Annotated in this window: 12 protein-coding genes; all 12 read left to right on the forward strand. The window is 45.7% G+C overall.

Translation table 11 applies throughout. The features are described 5' to 3' along the window. Positions 1–14: 14 nt before the first annotated feature. The 12 genes from murE (at position 15) to secA (ending at position 16,716) form a co-directional block, all read left to right on the forward strand. Positions 15–1,499, forward strand: a complete 1,485-nt coding sequence (murE, locus tag AB6E78_RS04915) for a UDP-N-acetylmuramoyl-L-alanyl-D-glutamate--2,6-diaminopimelate ligase (RefSeq protein WP_372131518.1) — start codon at positions 15–17, stop codon at positions 1,497–1,499. Further along, positions 1,499–2,872 (forward strand): UDP-N-acetylmuramoyl-tripeptide--D-alanyl-D-alanine ligase, encoded by a 1,374-nt coding sequence (gene murF, locus AB6E78_RS04920; RefSeq protein WP_372132806.1) that lies wholly within the window; start codon positions 1,499–1,501, stop codon positions 2,870–2,872. The genes murE and murF overlap by 1 nt, the downstream gene beginning before the upstream one ends. Beyond that, positions 2,869–3,951 (forward strand): phospho-N-acetylmuramoyl-pentapeptide-transferase, encoded by a 1,083-nt coding sequence (gene mraY / locus AB6E78_RS04925; protein WP_017059284.1) that lies wholly within the window; start codon positions 2,869–2,871, stop codon positions 3,949–3,951. Before murF ends, mraY begins: the two co-directional genes overlap by 4 nt. Positions 3,952–4,008: 57 nt before the next feature. Next, positions 4,009–5,325, forward strand: a complete 1,317-nt coding sequence (gene murD / locus AB6E78_RS04930; RefSeq protein ID WP_029235639.1) for a UDP-N-acetylmuramoyl-L-alanine--D-glutamate ligase — start codon at positions 4,009–4,011, stop codon at positions 5,323–5,325. A 22-nt stretch (positions 5,326–5,347) separates the two neighbouring features. Then, entirely contained in the window at positions 5,348–6,544 is a 1,197-nt protein-coding gene (gene ftsW / locus AB6E78_RS04935; RefSeq protein WP_017059286.1) for a cell division protein FtsW, read from the forward strand. A gap of 12 nt (positions 6,545–6,556) precedes the next feature. After that, the gene (gene murG / locus AB6E78_RS04940) at positions 6,557–7,618 is read left to right on the forward strand and encodes an undecaprenyldiphospho-muramoylpentapeptide beta-N-acetylglucosaminyltransferase (protein ID WP_372132809.1); all 1,062 of its coding nucleotides are present in this window, start codon (positions 6,557–6,559) and stop codon (positions 7,616–7,618) included. Positions 7,619–7,631: 13 nt separating this feature from the next. Further along, positions 7,632–9,092 (forward strand): UDP-N-acetylmuramate--L-alanine ligase, encoded by a 1,461-nt coding sequence (gene murC, locus AB6E78_RS04945; protein ID WP_017059288.1) that lies wholly within the window; start codon positions 7,632–7,634, stop codon positions 9,090–9,092. A gap of 278 nt (positions 9,093–9,370) precedes the next feature. Further along, entirely contained in the window at positions 9,371–10,063 is a 693-nt protein-coding gene (locus AB6E78_RS04950) for a cell division protein FtsQ/DivIB (RefSeq protein ID WP_017059290.1), read from the forward strand. Then, positions 10,056–11,324, forward strand: coding sequence for a cell division protein FtsA (ftsA, locus tag AB6E78_RS04955; protein WP_010434747.1), 1,269 nt, complete (start codon positions 10,056–10,058; stop codon positions 11,322–11,324). The genes AB6E78_RS04950 and ftsA overlap by 8 nt, the downstream gene beginning before the upstream one ends. 31 nt (positions 11,325–11,355) lie before the next feature. Continuing rightward, a complete protein-coding gene (ftsZ, locus tag AB6E78_RS04960) occupies positions 11,356–12,585 on the forward strand; it encodes a cell division protein FtsZ (protein WP_017059291.1) in 1,230 nt (409 codons plus the stop codon). Between the two features lie 96 nt (positions 12,586–12,681). After that, complete coding sequence (gene lpxC, locus AB6E78_RS04965; RefSeq protein ID WP_010434751.1) at positions 12,682–13,599, forward strand: UDP-3-O-acyl-N-acetylglucosamine deacetylase; 918 nt, start codon at positions 12,682–12,684, stop codon at positions 13,597–13,599. A 390-nt stretch (positions 13,600–13,989) separates the two neighbouring features. Then, positions 13,990–16,716 carry a preprotein translocase subunit SecA gene (secA, locus tag AB6E78_RS04970; protein ID WP_017059292.1) on the forward strand — a complete coding sequence of 909 codons (2,727 nt, stop codon included), beginning with the start codon at positions 13,990–13,992 and terminating at the stop codon, positions 16,714–16,716. Positions 16,717–16,952 lie beyond the last annotated feature (236 nt).

Here is a 16,952-nt window from a genome sequence, read left to right on the forward strand (position 1 = left end):
AATCAGGATTCAATATGAGTAATAGCCTCACGCTGTCATCTTTACTTTCTCCTTGGGGTGACTTTAGTTCACCTGAGCTGGATGCGATTGCCGTTGAACAGTTGGAGTTGGATAGTCGTGCCATCAAAGACGGCGATATTTTTGTTGCTGTAGTTGGGCATGCTGTTGATGGCCGTCGTTTCATTGACAAAGCGGTCTCACAGGGAGCCAATGCCGTTATCGCACAAGCTGATGCTGAAAAGGCCCATGGTCTGATTGAGTGGTTGGATGCTGTTCCGGTTGTTTACATTAAAGACCTTAACTTGGTGTTATCTGAGTTGGCCGGTCGTGTTTACTCGTCTCAGGCGACTAAGCTGATTGGTGTTACCGGCACCAATGGCAAAACCACTATCACCCAATTGATTGCTCAGTGGCTAGATTTAGTCGGCCAACGCTCTGCGGTAATGGGCACCACGGGTAACGGTTTTCTAGACAACCTTAAAACCGCGGCGAATACCACCGGCAGTGCGATTGAAATACAACGCACACTGAGTGAGTTAGCGGAAGAAAACGCGGCTTACACAGCGATGGAAATCTCTTCTCATGGTTTGGTTCAAGGCCGAGTAAAAGCTTTGGATTTTGAGGTTGGCGTATTTACTAACCTGAGCCGTGACCACTTGGATTACCACGGCACGATGCAAGAGTACGCTCTGGCTAAGAAGAGCTTGTTTACTCAGCATAAGTGTAAGCACGCTGTGATTAATGTTGATGATGAAGTCGGTAAAGCTTGGATGGCTGATCTGTCCAATGCAGTAGCTGTGTCATTGCTTCCGTTAACTGGCTACCAACAGTCGGTATGGGCATCTGATGTTGCTTATGCAGAGACGGGTATCAAACTCGCTTTTGATGGTAGCTGGGGGCAGGGACAACTGTCTGTTCCTTTAATTGGCCAGTTCAACGCATCAAATGTACTGGTTGCCTTTGCGACCTTGCTGTCATTAGGTATCGATAAGCAAATCTTGGTCGACACTGCGCCTCAGTTGCAACCTGTGATTGGTCGTATGGAACTGTTCCAAGTGCCGAACAAAGCAAAAGTGGTTGTCGATTACGCGCATACGCCAGACGCTTTAGAGAAAGCATTGGCAGCACTACGTGTACATTGCTCTGGAAAGCTATGGGCAATCTTTGGCTGCGGTGGTGATCGAGATACAGGCAAGCGCCCTATGATGGCGGTTACCGCAGAGCAGTTCGCCGATAACATTATTATTTCAGATGACAACCCTCGCAGTGAAGACCCGGCATTGATTGTTAAAGACATGCTGGCAGGTTTAAGTGAGCCTGAAGTCGCCTTTGTTGAACACGATCGCTTTCAGGCGGTTAAGTTTGCTCTAGAGCAGGCGGGTAATAACGACATTATTCTTCTGGCTGGTAAAGGCCATGAGGATTACCAAGTATTAAAAGACAAAACGATCCACTATTCGGATCGAGAGTCAGCACTACAACTTTTAGGTATTTCATAATGATTGATGTATCACTCGAGCAGATCTGCTCCGTGGTCAGTGGTCAGCTGATAGAGGCTGGCAAATCGAGCAATAGTTTGATCAATGCGGTTTCTACCGATACTCGCACCGTTGAAGAAGGTGCACTGTTTGTTGCTCTCGTAGGTGAACGTTTTGATGCGCATGATTTTTGTGGTCAGGCTGTTGAGGCCAATGCGAGTGCGTTATTAGTTCAACGAAAACTTGACCTAAATATTACTCAAGTTGTTGTTGAAGACACTAAACTTGCTTTAGGTCAGCTAAGTGCTTGGATCCACAAACAATGTAACGTGCCAACCATGGCGATAACAGGAAGCTGTGGCAAAACGACCGTCAAAGAGATGGTCGCGAGTATTCTACAACAACGTGGCAAAGTGCTGTTTACAGCGGGTAACTTCAATAATGATATTGGAGTACCACTAACCTTGCTGCGCAGTGAACCCAATGACGACTATGCCGTGATAGAACTGGGCGCGAACCACATTGGTGAAATTGCCTATACCACGCAGCTTGTGAAACCACAGGTGGCCTTAGTGAATAACGTTGCTGCCGCGCATCTAGAGGGCTTTGGCTCAATTGATGGTGTTAAACAAGCGAAAGGCGAAATTTTTCAGGGGCTTGCTGCTGGTGATACTGCTATTGTTAACCTAGAGAGCAATGGTGGTGACTTCTGGAAAGATGTGCTTGCAGACAAAAACGTACTGACCTTTTCTGAAAGTGACAGCACGGCGGATTACTTTTCGACGAATATTCGCATCAACGAGCAGGGTGAAGCTTGCTTTGATATGCAGACCCCGCAAGGCGCTATCGATGTCGAACTTGGCATTATTGGTCAGCACAATGTAGCCAACGCATTAGCCGCAGCAGCACTGAGCATTCAATTCGGTGCCACGCTTGCAGAAATTAAAAGCGGTTTAGCGAATCTTATCTCAGTTAAAGGCCGAGTTGAGGTTCAACAATTAAGTCAGAATATCAAGCTGATAGATGACAGTTACAACGCCAGTGTACCGGCAATGAAGGCTGCTGCTAAATTGTTGTCGAGCTTCAAAGGTCAGCGTTGGTTGATTTTAGGCAATATGGCTGAGTTAGGCGATGAAAGCCTTGCACTTCACCGTCAAGTCGGTGAATATGCTGCCCCATTCGCTTTTGAGCATGTACTCACTTACGGTGATGATACCAAGGTGATTAGTGAAGTGTGTAACGGCACTCACTTTGCAACGCATGAAGCGATGATCGCGCACATAGAGCAGCACTTGAGCTTGCCAGAAAACGCGCCACATACCTTGTTGGTAAAAGGCGCCAATAGTGCAGGAATGAGTAAAATAGCCGCTGCTTTAAAGGAGAACTTTTCATGATAATTTGGCTTGCAGAGCTACTACAGCCACACTTTTCTTTTTTCCGTTTGTTCGAATACTTATCGTTTCGTGCAATCGCGAGCATTTTGACGGCTTTATGTCTGTCGCTGTGGATGGGACCTCGTTTAATTGAGCGTCTGCAAATGCTGCAAATTGGCCAAGTTGTTCGTAATGACGGCCCAGAATCTCACTTCAGTAAGCGTGGTACACCAACCATGGGTGGTGTGATGATCCTTGCTGCGATCATCATTACGGTCTTACTTTGGGCTGACTTATCAAACCCTTACGTTTGGGCCGTACTTGTCGTGCTAGGCGGTTACGGTGCAGTTGGTTTTGTTGATGATTATCGTAAAGTCGTTCGTAAGAACACTGATGGTCTGATTGCTCGTTGGAAGTACTTTTGGCAGTCGGCGATTGCTTTGGTAGTGGCATTTGCTCTGTATGCTCATGGGCAAGACACTGCAGCAACACAATTAGTGGTGCCTTTCTTTAAAGATGTGATGCCACAACTTGGTTTACTGTACATTGTTCTAACTTACTTTGTTATTGTGGGTACCAGTAACGCGGTAAACCTAACTGATGGCCTAGACGGCTTGGCGATTATGCCAACGGTTATGGTTGCAGCGGGTTTTGCTGTTATCGCTTGGGCGACAGGTAACGTTAACTTTGCAGCATACCTACACATCCCATACATCCCATACACCTCTGAACTGGTTGTGGTATGTACTGCTATCGTTGGTGCAGGCCTTGGCTTCCTATGGTTTAACACTTACCCAGCACAAGTATTCATGGGCGATGTTGGCTCTCTAGCACTGGGTGGTGCGTTAGGTGTGATTGCGGTACTCGTTCGTCAAGAGTTGGTACTAGTGATCATGGGGGGTGTGTTTGTAATGGAGACCTTGTCAGTAATCCTGCAGGTGGGCTCTTACAAATTACGTGGCCAGCGTATTTTCCGTATGGCACCGATTCACCACCACTATGAGCTGAAAGGCTGGCCAGAACCGCGTGTTATCGTGCGCTTTTGGATCATCTCAATGGTATTAGTACTGGTTGGCCTAGCGACACTGAAAGTTCGTTAATCCTGTATGAGCCTCTGAATAGGGGCTCTTTAAAACTATTAAGAGCATCTTGTTTAAATGGAACGTTGGCAAAATATTCAAAATGTAGTGGTTGTGGGGCTCGGTATTACCGGGCTCTCTGTCGTTAAACATCTCGTAAAATATCAGCCCCATACTTGCGTAAAGGTAATTGATACGCGAGAGCTACCACCAGGAAAGGAATCTTTGCCTGAGTCGGTTGAGCTGCATTCTGGAAGCTGGAATAGCCAATGGCTAGCTGAGGCTGATCTGGTGGTTGCTAACCCAGGCATTGCTTTAGCGACACCTGAAATTCAAGATGTGCTTCAAGCGGGTACGCCTGTCGTTGGCGACATCGAGCTGTTTGGTTGGGCTGTAGATAAGCCTGTTGTGGCGATTACTGGTTCAAACGGTAAGAGTACCGTGACGGATTTGACTGGTGTGCTTGCTAAGGCTGCTGGGCTTAATGTTGGCGTTGGCGGCAATATTGGCATTCCTGCCCTAGACCTTCTAGAACTTGATGCGGATTTATATGTCCTTGAACTTTCAAGTTTTCAGCTAGAAACTACATCGAATTTAAAACTTGCCGCTGCGGCATTCTTAAATCTGTCTGAAGATCATATGGATCGCTATCAAGGCATGGCTGATTACCGTGAGGCCAAGTTAAGAATCTTTAATAACGCGCAGTGTGCGATTGTTAATCGTGAAGACAAAGAGACTTACCCTGACCAGACAATGCCATTGTTGACTTTTGGCCTAGATAACCAAGAGTTTGGTGTATCAACGATTGATAGTACTGAGTGGTTGGTCGATCACGGTAAACCTGTCCTTGCTACCCAAGATTTAACATTGGTTGGACGTCACAATGTGGCGAATGCGTTAGTCTCACTTGCACTATTGAAGCAAGTTGGTATCGACTACAGCAAAAGTCTTGATGCTTTGAAGGCCTATAACGGTTTGACGCATCGTTGCCAAGTCGTGGCTGACAAGCGCGAAATCAAATGGGTTAATGACTCCAAAGCAACGAATGTAGCCAGCACATTGGCAGCCCTGTCTGGGTTGGAGTATCAAGGTACGTTATATCTTTTGGTTGGCGGCGTTGGTAAAGGTGCTGACTTTAGTGAGCTTGAACCAGTATTGGCGCAACTTGAGCGTGTTCAGCTGTGTTGTTTCGGTGAAGATGCAGATCAATTCATGCCTCTGCACCCATCGGCACAAAAGTTCGATACCATGCAGCAGATAATCGAATCTATCTCGCCACAGCTGGTGGCTGGAGATATGGTGATGCTGTCTCCGGCGTGCGCAAGCTTCGATCAATTTAATAATTTCATGGCAAGAGGTGATGCGTTCACTGAGCTTGCTCATGAGTATGCTTAACGTGTTGAAGGACTAACATTCAGTGCAAAGAGTCAAAGAGATTAATCAATCCATCTGGCAGTGGCTAAACCGTGCTACTCCCGAGGCGCTTTACGATCGTCAATTGGTGTGGATTGCTCTTGGGCTAATGCTGACAGGTTTGGTGATGGTGACGTCTGCTTCGTTCCCCATCAGTGCTCGTTTAACCGATCAGCCGTTTCACTTTATGTTCCGTCATGCCATCTTCCTTGTATTGGCGTTAGGTGTCTCTAGCGTCATATTGCAAATCCCGATGCAACGCTGGTTTCAATACAGTATGTATCTACTGGGCTTGTCCTTCTTCTTGCTGATTGTGGTATTAGCCGTCGGTAAGTCGGTTAACGGCGCATCGCGTTGGATCCCATTAGGGCTATTTAACTTACAACCCGCTGAAGTCGCCAAGTTATCGCTGTTTATCTTTATGGCGGGCTACTTGGTTCGGAAGCAAGATGAAGTGAGAAAAACCTTCTTCGGTGGTTTTGGTAAACCGATCATGGTATTCGGCGCTTTTGCCGTGCTGCTGCTAGGCCAGCCCGATTTAGGTACAGTAGTTGTAATGCTGGTGACCCTGTTCGGCATGCTATTCATTGCTGGTGCCAAGCTTTCACAGTTTATCGCCTTGATGGTGGCAGGTATTGCCGCGGTCGTCGGTTTGATTGTTATAGAACCTTATCGTGTTCGACGTGTTACCTCATTCTGGGAACCTTGGAACGACCCGTTCGGCAGTGGTTACCAGTTAACTCAGTCATTGATGGCGTTTGGCCGTGGTGATTGGATGGGGCAAGGGCTCGGTAACTCAATTCAGAAACTCGAATACTTACCCGAAGCGCACACCGATTTTGTATTTGCTGTGTTGGCAGAAGAATTGGGTTTTGTTGGCGTGACCTTGGTCTTGATACTCATCTTTAGCTTGGTTTTTAAAGCCATTTTTATTGGCAAAAAAGCCTTTGAACACGATCAAGTGTTCAGCGGCTATCTGGCTTTTGGTATTGGTATTTGGTTTGCGTTTCAGACGCTTGTTAACGTAGGTGCTGCATCTGGCATCGTTCCGACCAAAGGTCTAACCCTACCGCTAATCAGTTATGGTGGTTCGAGTTTAATTGTTATGTCTGTGGCGGTATCAATGCTGCTGCGCATTGACCACGAATGCCGAATGCAACAAAAAGAACAAGCTGATAGTCAAAACGAATTAGTAGAATAAGAATCTAACGTGATGAAACAAAACAAAAAACTTTTAGTGATGGCTGGTGGTACTGGCGGTCACGTTTTCCCAGGGTTAGCAGTAGCGAAAAAGCTTCAGCAACAAGGTTGGGAAATTCGCTGGTTAGGCACAGCAGACAGAATGGAAGCGGATTTAGTGCCAAAGCATGGCATTGAAATCGACTTCATCAAAGTGAAAGGCCTGCGTGGTCAAGGCATTAGCAAGTTAATTAAAGCGCCGTTCCAGATTATTAATGCCATACTTCAAGCAAGGCAACACATCAAAGCATGGCAGCCTGATGTGGTACTTGGTATGGGTGGCTACGTGAGTGGCCCGGGTGGTATCGCGGCATGGTTGTCTGGCATTCCAGTGGTTCTCCATGAACAAAATGCAGTGGCAGGTTTAACCAACCAATGGCTGTCTAAGATTGCTAAAAAGGTTTTCCAAGCTTTCCCTGGTGCTTTCCCTACCGCAGAAGTGGTGGGTAACCCAGTACGCGAAGATGTGGTTGCCTTAGCTGAACCCGAGCAACGCATGGCTGAGCGTGATGGTGACATCCGCATCTTGGTTATGGGCGGCAGTCAGGGCGCAAAAATCCTAAACGATACCTTGCCAGTAACGATGGCGCAGCTTGGTGAAGGCTTCACTGTGATGCACCAAGCGGGTAAGAACAATCAAGAACAAGTTATTGAGCAATACAAATCACATTCTGTTGGTAATGTTCAAGTGACTGAATTTATTGATGATGTGGCGCAAGCTTATGAGTGGGCAGATCTATTAGTGTGTCGCTCAGGTGCATTAACCGTATCAGAAGTGTCTGCGGCAGGTGTCGGTTCTATCTTCGTTCCGTTTATGCACAAAGACAGACAACAAGCGTTGAATGCCGACCATTTAGTTGAATGTGGCGCAGCGTTAATGATTGAACAGCCTCAACTAACGGCTGATAAGCTAGCGAACACTATCGCGCAGCTTGATAGAAATGAATTAAAAATGATGGCAACAAAAGCTCGTCAAGCCGCCAAGCTTGATGCTGATGTGACCGTCGCTGAAGCGATTAAAGCTTTAGCAAAATAATGAGATTGAATTGATGACGATTGAACATACCCAAGACTTAGCGCAAATCCGTGCAATGGTGCCAGAGATGCGCCGTGTTAAATCTATCCACTTCATTGGTATTGGTGGTGCCGGAATGAGCGGGATTGCTGAAGTCTTGCTAAATGAAGGCTACCAGATCACGGGTTCTGATATTGCTCAAAACCCAGTGACTGATCGTTTAGTTAGCAAGGGTGCGACCGTTTATATCGGTCACCAAGCGAGTAACGTTGCCGACGCAAGTGTGGTGGTTGTTTCAACCGCTATCAACGAAGAAAACCCAGAAATTATTGCAGCTCGTGAAGCGCGCACACCGATCGTTCGTCGTGCAGAAATGCTGGCTGAGCTGATGCGTTTTCGTCACGGTATTGCTGTGGCAGGTACGCACGGTAAAACAACCACGACTGCGCTAGTGACACAGATTTACTCGGAAGCCGGCCTAGATCCAACCTTCGTAAACGGTGGTTTGGTGAAAAGTGCAGGCACAAACGCACGTTTAGGTTCAAGCCGTATCCTTATCGCTGAAGCTGATGAAAGTGATGCGTCATTCTTACATCTGCAACCTATGGTTAGTATCGTGACAAACATTGAAGCGGATCATATGGATACCTATGGCGGCGATTTCGAAACGCTAAAGCAGACATTTATCGATTTCCTACACAACCTGCCGTTCTACGGCCAGGCTGTGATGTGTGTAGATGATCCTGTTGTACGTGAACTTATCCCTCAGGTGAGCCGCCAAGTGATTACTTACGGCTTCTCTGAAGACGCAGATATTCGTATTGAAAACTACGTACAAGAAGGTCAACAAGGCAAGTTTACGGTTGTACGTGAAGGTAAAGCTAACTTAGATATCACGTTGAACATTCCAGGTCGCCACAACGCATTGAATGCATCGGCTGCGATTGCTGTTGCAACAGAAGATGACATCAGCGATGAAGCGATTCTCAAAGCGATGGCGGGAACGGAAGGCACGGGTCGCCGTTTCGATCACCTAGGTGAGTATGAAACAGGTAAAGGCGTTGCAATGCTGGTCGATGATTACGGTCATCACCCAACCGAAGTTGATGTGACGATTCAAGCTGCTCGTAGTGGCTGGACTGATAAACGTCTTGTTATGATCTTCCAACCGCACCGTTATAGCCGTACTCGCGATCTGTATGATGATTTCGCGAACGTTCTTGAGCAGGTTGATGTCCTAATTCTGTTAGATGTTTATTCTGCAGGTGAGAAACCTATTGCAGGGGCTGACGGACGTTCATTAAGTCGAACTATTCGTGGGCGTGGTAAGATAGACCCAATCTTTGTTGCCGATATCAACGCACTGCCATCGGCTTTAGCCAACGTAATTCAAGGCGGTGACCTTGTTTTAACGCAGGGTGCAGGCGATGTTGGTCGAGTAGCGAAGCAGTTGGAATCGTTACAGTTAGACATTAATAAAATGCAGAACGCGTAACAGAATACTGTCTACAGACTGTGGTCAATCGCTCACTTCTTGCGATTGACCTAAAATTGACCAAAAATCTTATTATCAACGTTTGATAGTTTGATTTTGCTCAGTATAATTCATAGGTTAAAGTAAGTGCTTTTACCTCTATTACGAAGATAGGGAATAGAATTGCGAACCAACGACAGGGAATGCGGGCTTTGGTAGAAAGTACTTTTAGCGAAAACCGCCACCTATTCAGTTTACCGTCGCTCAAGAAACACGCCTTAGGCGGGTCTTTTTTTGTCATGGTATTGCTATTCATTGGGTTTCTTTTCTATACCACACTAACTTGGATGTGGGACGATCAGCGATTGCCTCTCTCCAAAATAGTACTTCAAGGCGACTTAACTTACGTAACCGCTGGTGATGTTCAACATGCCTTTAGCGAGCTAGAGCACATTGGAACCTTCATGTCGCAAGACATCGGTGTGTTGCAAGACAGTTTAGAAGCGTTACCTTGGGTTTCAGTGGTCTCCATTCGTAAGCAGTGGCCAGACACAATAAAAGTATTTTTGACTGAGTACCATGCGGCAGCAATCTGGAACGGTAACATGCTGCTGAATGACGATGGTCAGGTGTTTAATGGTGATATCGGCCTGTTGAAGGGCGATAGAGTTAAGCTTTACGGCCCAGACGGCACCAGCCAAGAAGTGATAGAAAAGTGGCGACAGATAACCCCTTTGATTAACAGTCTAGGGTTAACCGTTACCTCTCTCGTTCTCAATGAGCGTCGCGCTTGGCAAATAATCCTAGATAACGGTATCCGTTTAGAACTAGGTAAAGATTCTTTAGATGAGCGTGTTGAACGCTTCATTTCGCTTTACAACGAACTTGGTAGTAAAGCGAATCAAGTGAGCTACATCGACCTCAGGTATGATACGGGAGCCGCTGTAGGCTGGTTTCCAGAGCAAGAGTTAGAAGAGAGCACAGATGACTAAGACCGCAGATGACAACATAATCGTTGGTCTTGATATAGGCACTGCGACCATATCAGCTCTGGTTGGTGAAATATTGCCTGATGGTCAAATCAATATCATTGGCTCTGGGCAAAGCCCATCCAGAGGTATGGATAAAGGTGGTGTGAACGACCTAGAGTCGGTAGTTAAGTCAGTTCAGCGAGCAATTGATCAAGCAGAGTTGATGGCGGAATGCCAAATCAGCAATGTGTTTATCTCGCTATCAGGCAAACATATCGCAAGCCGAATTGAAAAAGGCATGGGCACTATCTCTGATGAAGAGGTGTCTCAAGACGATATGGATCGAGCGATCCATACCGCGAAATCAATTAAAATAGGTGATGAGCAGAGAATTCTGCACGTGATCCCACAAGAATTTACCATTGATTATCAAGAAGGGATTAAGAACCCACTTGGCTTATCTGGTGTTCGAATGGAAGTCAGTGTTCACCTAATTTCTTGCCATAGCGACATGGCGAGAAACATTATTAAAGCTGTTGAACGATGTGGTCTCACAGTAGAACAAATCGTGTTTTCAGGACTTGCCTCAAGCAATGCGGTAATTACTGAAGACGAGAGAGAGCTTGGAGTATGTGTTGTCGATATCGGTGCGGGTACAATGGATATTTCCATTTGGACTGGCGGCGCACTTCGACACACAGAAGTCTTTTCCTACGCAGGAAATGCAGTAACCAGTGATATTGCCTTCGCTTTCGGCACGCCAGTGAGCGATGCTGAAGAGATAAAAGTAAACCATGGTTGCGCTCTGAGTGAACTCGTAAGCAAGGATGACTCTGTTAACGTCCCAAGTGTTGGTGGTCGCCCATCGAGAAGTTTGCAACGACAAACTTTGTCGGAAGTGATTGAACCACGTTACACTGAACTTATGGGTCTCGTTAACCAAACTATTGATACGGTTCAATTACAGCTACGAGATGAAGGTATTAAACACCACCTTGCAGCTGGCGTCGTTCTTACTGGTGGAGCGGCACAAATTGACGGATTGGTAGAGTGTGCGGAACGTGTTTTCCGCAATCAAGTTCGAGTTGGTAAGCCGTTAGAAGTTAGTGGCTTAACTGACTATGTTAAAGAGCCGTATCATTCTACGGCGGTTGGTTTACTTCATTACGCAAGAGATTGTCAGATCAGTGATGAAGGTGATTACAGCGAACCTAAGCGTTCAGCACCTTCTATGTCTGGTTTATTTGGCAAATTGCGTAATTGGATACAAAAAGAGTTTTAACCTGAGTTGCAGGAAAAAACGGAGATAACACATGTTTGAACCGATGATGGAAATGTCTGACGATGCAGTAATTAAAGTCGTTGGAGTTGGTGGCGGTGGCGGTAACGCTGTTGAGCACATGGTACGTGAATCAATCGAAGGCGTAGAATTCATCAGTGTTAACACTGATGCACAAGCACTTCGTAAAACAAGCGTGAGCAGCGTGATCCAAATTGGTGGTGATATCACTAAAGGTTTGGGCGCTGGTGCAAACCCACAAGTAGGCCGTGATGCAGCTCTCGAAGATCGAGAAAGAATTAAAGAAGTTCTAACTGGCGCCGATATGGTATTTATCGCAGCTGGTATGGGCGGTGGTACTGGTACAGGTGCTGCTCCAGTTATTGCTGAAGTTGCGAAAGAGTTGGGTGTGCTGACGGTTGCTGTTGTAACTAAGCCATTTAGCTTTGAAGGCAAAAAGCGTTTAGCGTTTGCTGAGCAAGGTATTGAAGAGCTTTCTAAACATGTGGATTCATTAATTACGATTCCAAATGAAAAGCTACTTAAAGTACTTGGCCGCGGCGTAACTCTGCTAGAAGCTTTCGCAAGTGCAAATGATGTACTTAAAAACGCTGTACAAGGTATCGCTGAGCTAATTACTCGCCCTGGTATGATTAACGTCGATTTCGCGGATGTTCGCACCGTAATGTCTGAGATGGGTCATGCAATGATGGGTAGCGGTATCGCAAAAGGTGAAGATCGTGCTGAAGAAGCTGCTGAAACGGCAATTTCTAGCCCACTACTAGAAGACATCGACCTAGCTGGCGCACGTGGCGTTCTTGTGAACATCACAGCAGGCCTAGATATGCGTCTAGATGAATTCGAAACAGTAGGTAATACAGTTAAGGCATTCGCATCTGATAACGCAACAGTTGTGATTGGTACTTCTCTAGACCCTGATATGACGGATGAAATCCGTGTAACTGTTGTAGCAACAGGTATCGGCACAGAGAAAAAACCAGACATTACATTAGTTGCTGGTGGTAAAGCTAAGGTTGCACCAACTCCTCAACCACAGGTAGCGGCTCAAACTGCACCAAAAGTGGAAGAGAAAGTGGCACAACCATTGCAAGAAAAAACTGAGGTTAAACCTCAAGTTAAGCCGCAACCAACAACGTCACCTGTTTCTTCAGGTACAGGCGCTAGCCAAAGTGCAGCACCTAAGGCTGAGAAAGAGAGTGGATACTTAGATATTCCAGCATTCTTACGACGTCAGGCTGATTAACAAATACCCAAAATTTGACTATCGTCGAATTAATGGTAAAATTCGCGGTCGGTAAATACTGACCGTGATTTGTAGCACTGATAACGAGGCAAGCAGATGATCAGACAACGTACTCTGAAAGAAATTGTGAAAACAACTGGTGTGGGTCTCCACTCTGGTCGTAAAGTCACACTTACTCTTCGCCCGGCAGCTGCAAATACAGGTATTGTTTATCGTCGTACAGATGTAAATCCACCTGTAGATTTCCCAGCTGATCCAGCGTCAGTTCGTGACACTATGCTATGTACAGCTCTTGTTAATGACGAAGGCGTACGTATCTCTACAGTGGAACACCTTAACGCAGCTTTAGCGGGTATGGGCATCGACAACATTATTGTTGAAGTAGATGCACCTGAGATCCCAATTATGGATGGTAGCGCAAGCCCATTCGTATACTTGCTACAGCAAGCGGGTGTAGAAACACTGAATGCAGCGAAGCGTTTTATTCGTATCAAAAAGCCTATCCGTTTTGAAGATGGCGATAAGTGGGCAGAGTTTGTTCCATTTAACGGCTTCCGTATGGACTTTGAGATCGACTTTAACCACCCAGCAATTGAATCTGATGAGCAACGTTTGTTGTTTGATTTCTCTTCACAAGGTTTTGTGAAAGAAATCTCTCGCGCTCGTACTTTCGGCTTCATGCGCGACATTGAGTATCTACAATCTCAAAACCTAGTACTTGGTGGTAGCTTTGATAATGCTATCGTACTTGACGAATACCGAATTCTTAATGAAGAGGGTCTACGTTTTGACAATGAGTTCGTAACTCATAAAGTACTAGATGCGATTGGTGACTTGTACATGTGTGGACACGCTATTATTGGTGAGTTTCGTGCATACAAATCAGGTCACGGCTTAAACAACCAACTACTACGTGCAGTACTTGCTGACGCAGAAGCTTGGGAATGGGCAACATTCGAAGAAGAAGTAGGCTCTCCTGTTGCATTTGCTGAACCAGGAATGGTTCTAGCGTAATTGTTGTTTACAGCAATATAAGATTTCGAAAACCAGGTCATTGACCTGGTTTTTTTGTATCTATTTTCCAGATACAGTGTCGTCAACATCCGAAAGTTGTCTCCCAATGAGCTGCAGTCTGGCTAATCCATCAGCAATTAGAAAGAAAAGTTCCAAGCACATCAAACAAATGGGGTTATAAATGGTTGTTGGTGTGAAAATTACTTACACTAAAGGGCATTAATTTTAACTCAAGCCTTGAAAACTCTACTCTCAAGTACAATATCAAAGATACTAGATTTATCTCAGTATCCTTGGTTAGTAACTGAAGACTAGTTCATAGCTAGTAGAGACACTGACGGCATTTAAAATAGATCGCGGACGATCTGAGAACGAAGAGATTCCAAGCACATGATTACTAAGCTGCTGACAAAGGTAATTGGCAGTCGCAATGACAGAACACTGCGCCGCCTTAGAAAAATTGTAAAAGAAATTAATAACTTCGAACCAACGTTTGAAGCACTTTCAGACGAAGAACTAAAAGCAAAAACGGTTGAATTTCGTGAGCGCTTAGATAAAGGTGAATCGCTAGACCAACTTCTACCTGAAGCATTTGCTACGGTACGTGAAGCGTCTAAGCGTGTTTACGGCATGCGTCACTTTGACGTGCAAATGATTGGTGGCATGGTTCTAAATGCTGGCCAAATTGCAGAAATGCGTACTGGTGAAGGTAAGACTCTTACAGCAACCCTACCAGCTTATCTTAACGCCCTACCTAGCAAAGGTGTTCACGTAGTAACGGTGAACGACTACCTAGCGAAGCGTGATGCGGAAACAAACCGCCCATTATTTGAATTCCTTGGTATGACTGTTGGCGTAAACGTGCCAAACATGGCTCCACCAGAGAAGAAAGAAGCGTACCAAGCGGATATCCTATACGGAACAAACAACGAGTTTGGCTTCGATTACCTACGTGACAACATGGCTTTCCGTGCTGAAGATCGTGTTCAACGTGAGCGCTTCTTTGCTGTTGTCGATGAGGTTGACTCAATCTTAATCGATGAAGCTCGTACTCCACTTATTATCTCTGGCCCAGCTGAAGATAGTTCAGATCTTTACACGCGTATTAACACGTTGATCCCTAACCTTGAGCGCCAAGATAAAGAAGATTCTGAAGAGTACCGTGGTGAAGGTCACTACACCATGGACGAGAAATCGAAACAGGTTCACCTGACTGAAAACGGTCAAGAATTTGTAGAAGAGCTAATGGTCAAAAACGGCCTGATGGAAGAGGGTGACACGCTTTACTCTCCAACTAATATCAGCCTATTGCACCATGTTAATGCAGCGCTGCGTGCACACGTACTGTTTGAGAAAGACGTCGACTACATCGTTACTGAAGAAGGCGAAGTGGTTATCGTTGATGAACATACTGGTCGTACTATGCCAGGTCGTCGTTGGTCTGAAGGTTTACACCAAGCTGTTGAAGCTAAAGAAGGTGTGAAGATTCAGAATGAAAACCAGACGCTAGCATCGATTACATTCCAGAACTTCTTCCGTCTATACGAAAAACTGTCAGGTATGACAGGTACAGCCGATACAGAAGCTTTCGAATTTCAGTCTATCTACGGCCTAGAAACAGTGGTTATCCCAACCAACAAGCCTATGGTTCGTAACGATATGCCAGATGTGGTTTATCGTACCGAAGAAGACAAGTTCAATGCGATCATTGAAGACATCAAAGACCGTGTAGCTGCTGGTCAGCCATCATTGGTTGGTACGGTTTCTATCGAGAAGTCTGAACTACTGTCTAACGCACTGAAAAAAGCAAAAATTAAGCACAGCGTTCTAAATGCTAAATTCCACGAAATGGAAGCAGAGATCGTTGCACAAGCTGGTATGCCGAGTGCGGTAACTATCGCAACTAACATGGCTGGTCGTGGTACCGATATCGTATTAGGTGGTAGCTGGCAGGCACAAGTTGAGAAGCTAGAGAATCCAACCAAAGAGCAGATCGAGAAGATCAAAGCTGACTGGAGAGTAATCCACGATAAAGTGCTTGAGTCAGGTGGTCTGCACATCATTGGTACTGAGCGTCATGAATCTCGCCGTATCGACAACCAGCTACGTGGTCGTTCTGGTCGTCAAGGTGATGCGGGTTCTTCTCGTTTCTACCTATCAATGGAAGATTCTCTGCTACGTATCTTCACATCGGATCGTATGGCTGGTCTTATCCAAAGTGGTATGGACGAAGGCGAAGCGATCGAATCTAAGATGCTTTCTCGCTCAATTGAAAAAGCACAACGTAAAGTTGAAGGTCGTAACTTCGATATTCGTAAGCAGCTTCTTGAGTACGATGATGTAGCCAATGACCAACGTAAAGTGGTTTATGAGCTTCGTGATGAACTGATGAGCTCTGACGATATCAGTGAGATGATCGAACACAACCGTGAAGATGTATTGGCATCAGTGATTGATGAATACATCGCACCTCAGTCTCTTGAAGATATGTGGGATATCGCGGGTCTGCAAGATCGTCTGAAGAATGACTTCGATCTAGACTTTGATATTCAAGGTTGGTTAGACGAAGACGACAAGCTTTATGAAGAAGCATTGCGTGAGCGTATTCTTGCTATGGCGGTTGATTCGTACAAACAGAAAGAAGAAGTGGTTGGTGCTCAAGTACTGCGTAACTTCGAGAAATCTGTGATGCTACAAACGCTAGACGGCCTTTGGAAAGAGCACTTGGCTGCGATGGATCACCTTCGTCAAGGTATCCACTTACGTGGTTATGCTCAGAAGAACCCGAAACAAGAGTACAAGCGCGAGTCGTTTGAACTGTTTGAAGGCCTACTAGATGTACTGAAAACAGACGTTGTTACCATCCTTTCTAAAGTGCGCGTTCAGCAACAAGAAGAAGTTGAAAAGATGGAAGCTCAACGTCAAGCTCAAGCTGAAGAAGCGGCGCGTCGTGCACAAGCGCAACATGCAACAGCTGAAAACCAGCTAGCTGACGATGAAGCTGAAGCGGCATCTCCACAAACGGTAGTGCGTGACGAGCGTAAAGTGGGTCGTAACGAGCCATGCCCATGTGGTAGCGGTAAGAAGTACAAGCAGTGTCACGGTAAAATCGCGTAAGTTTAATGAATCGTTGCTGTAGCGCATGATAGCTGCGTTGGTGGTACTCACTTACAGTCGTAAGCTCCGTGCCACCGCCTTGCTCTCATACACTACAACTTAGCTTCATAAAACTGACAAATAGAATATAAAGAGTCGCTTAGGCGGCTCTTTTTGTATGTAAATTTCATGGCTTACTTTGTTACGCAAGGAAGTCGCCATTCCCTATAGCGAGAACGAGCGTAGTAGGGAATCTC

It is taken from the genome of Vibrio sp. 10N.247.310.98 (genome assembly GCF_041467395.1).
GTDB classification, from domain to species: domain Bacteria; phylum Pseudomonadota; class Gammaproteobacteria; order Enterobacterales; family Vibrionaceae; genus Vibrio; species Vibrio crassostreae_C.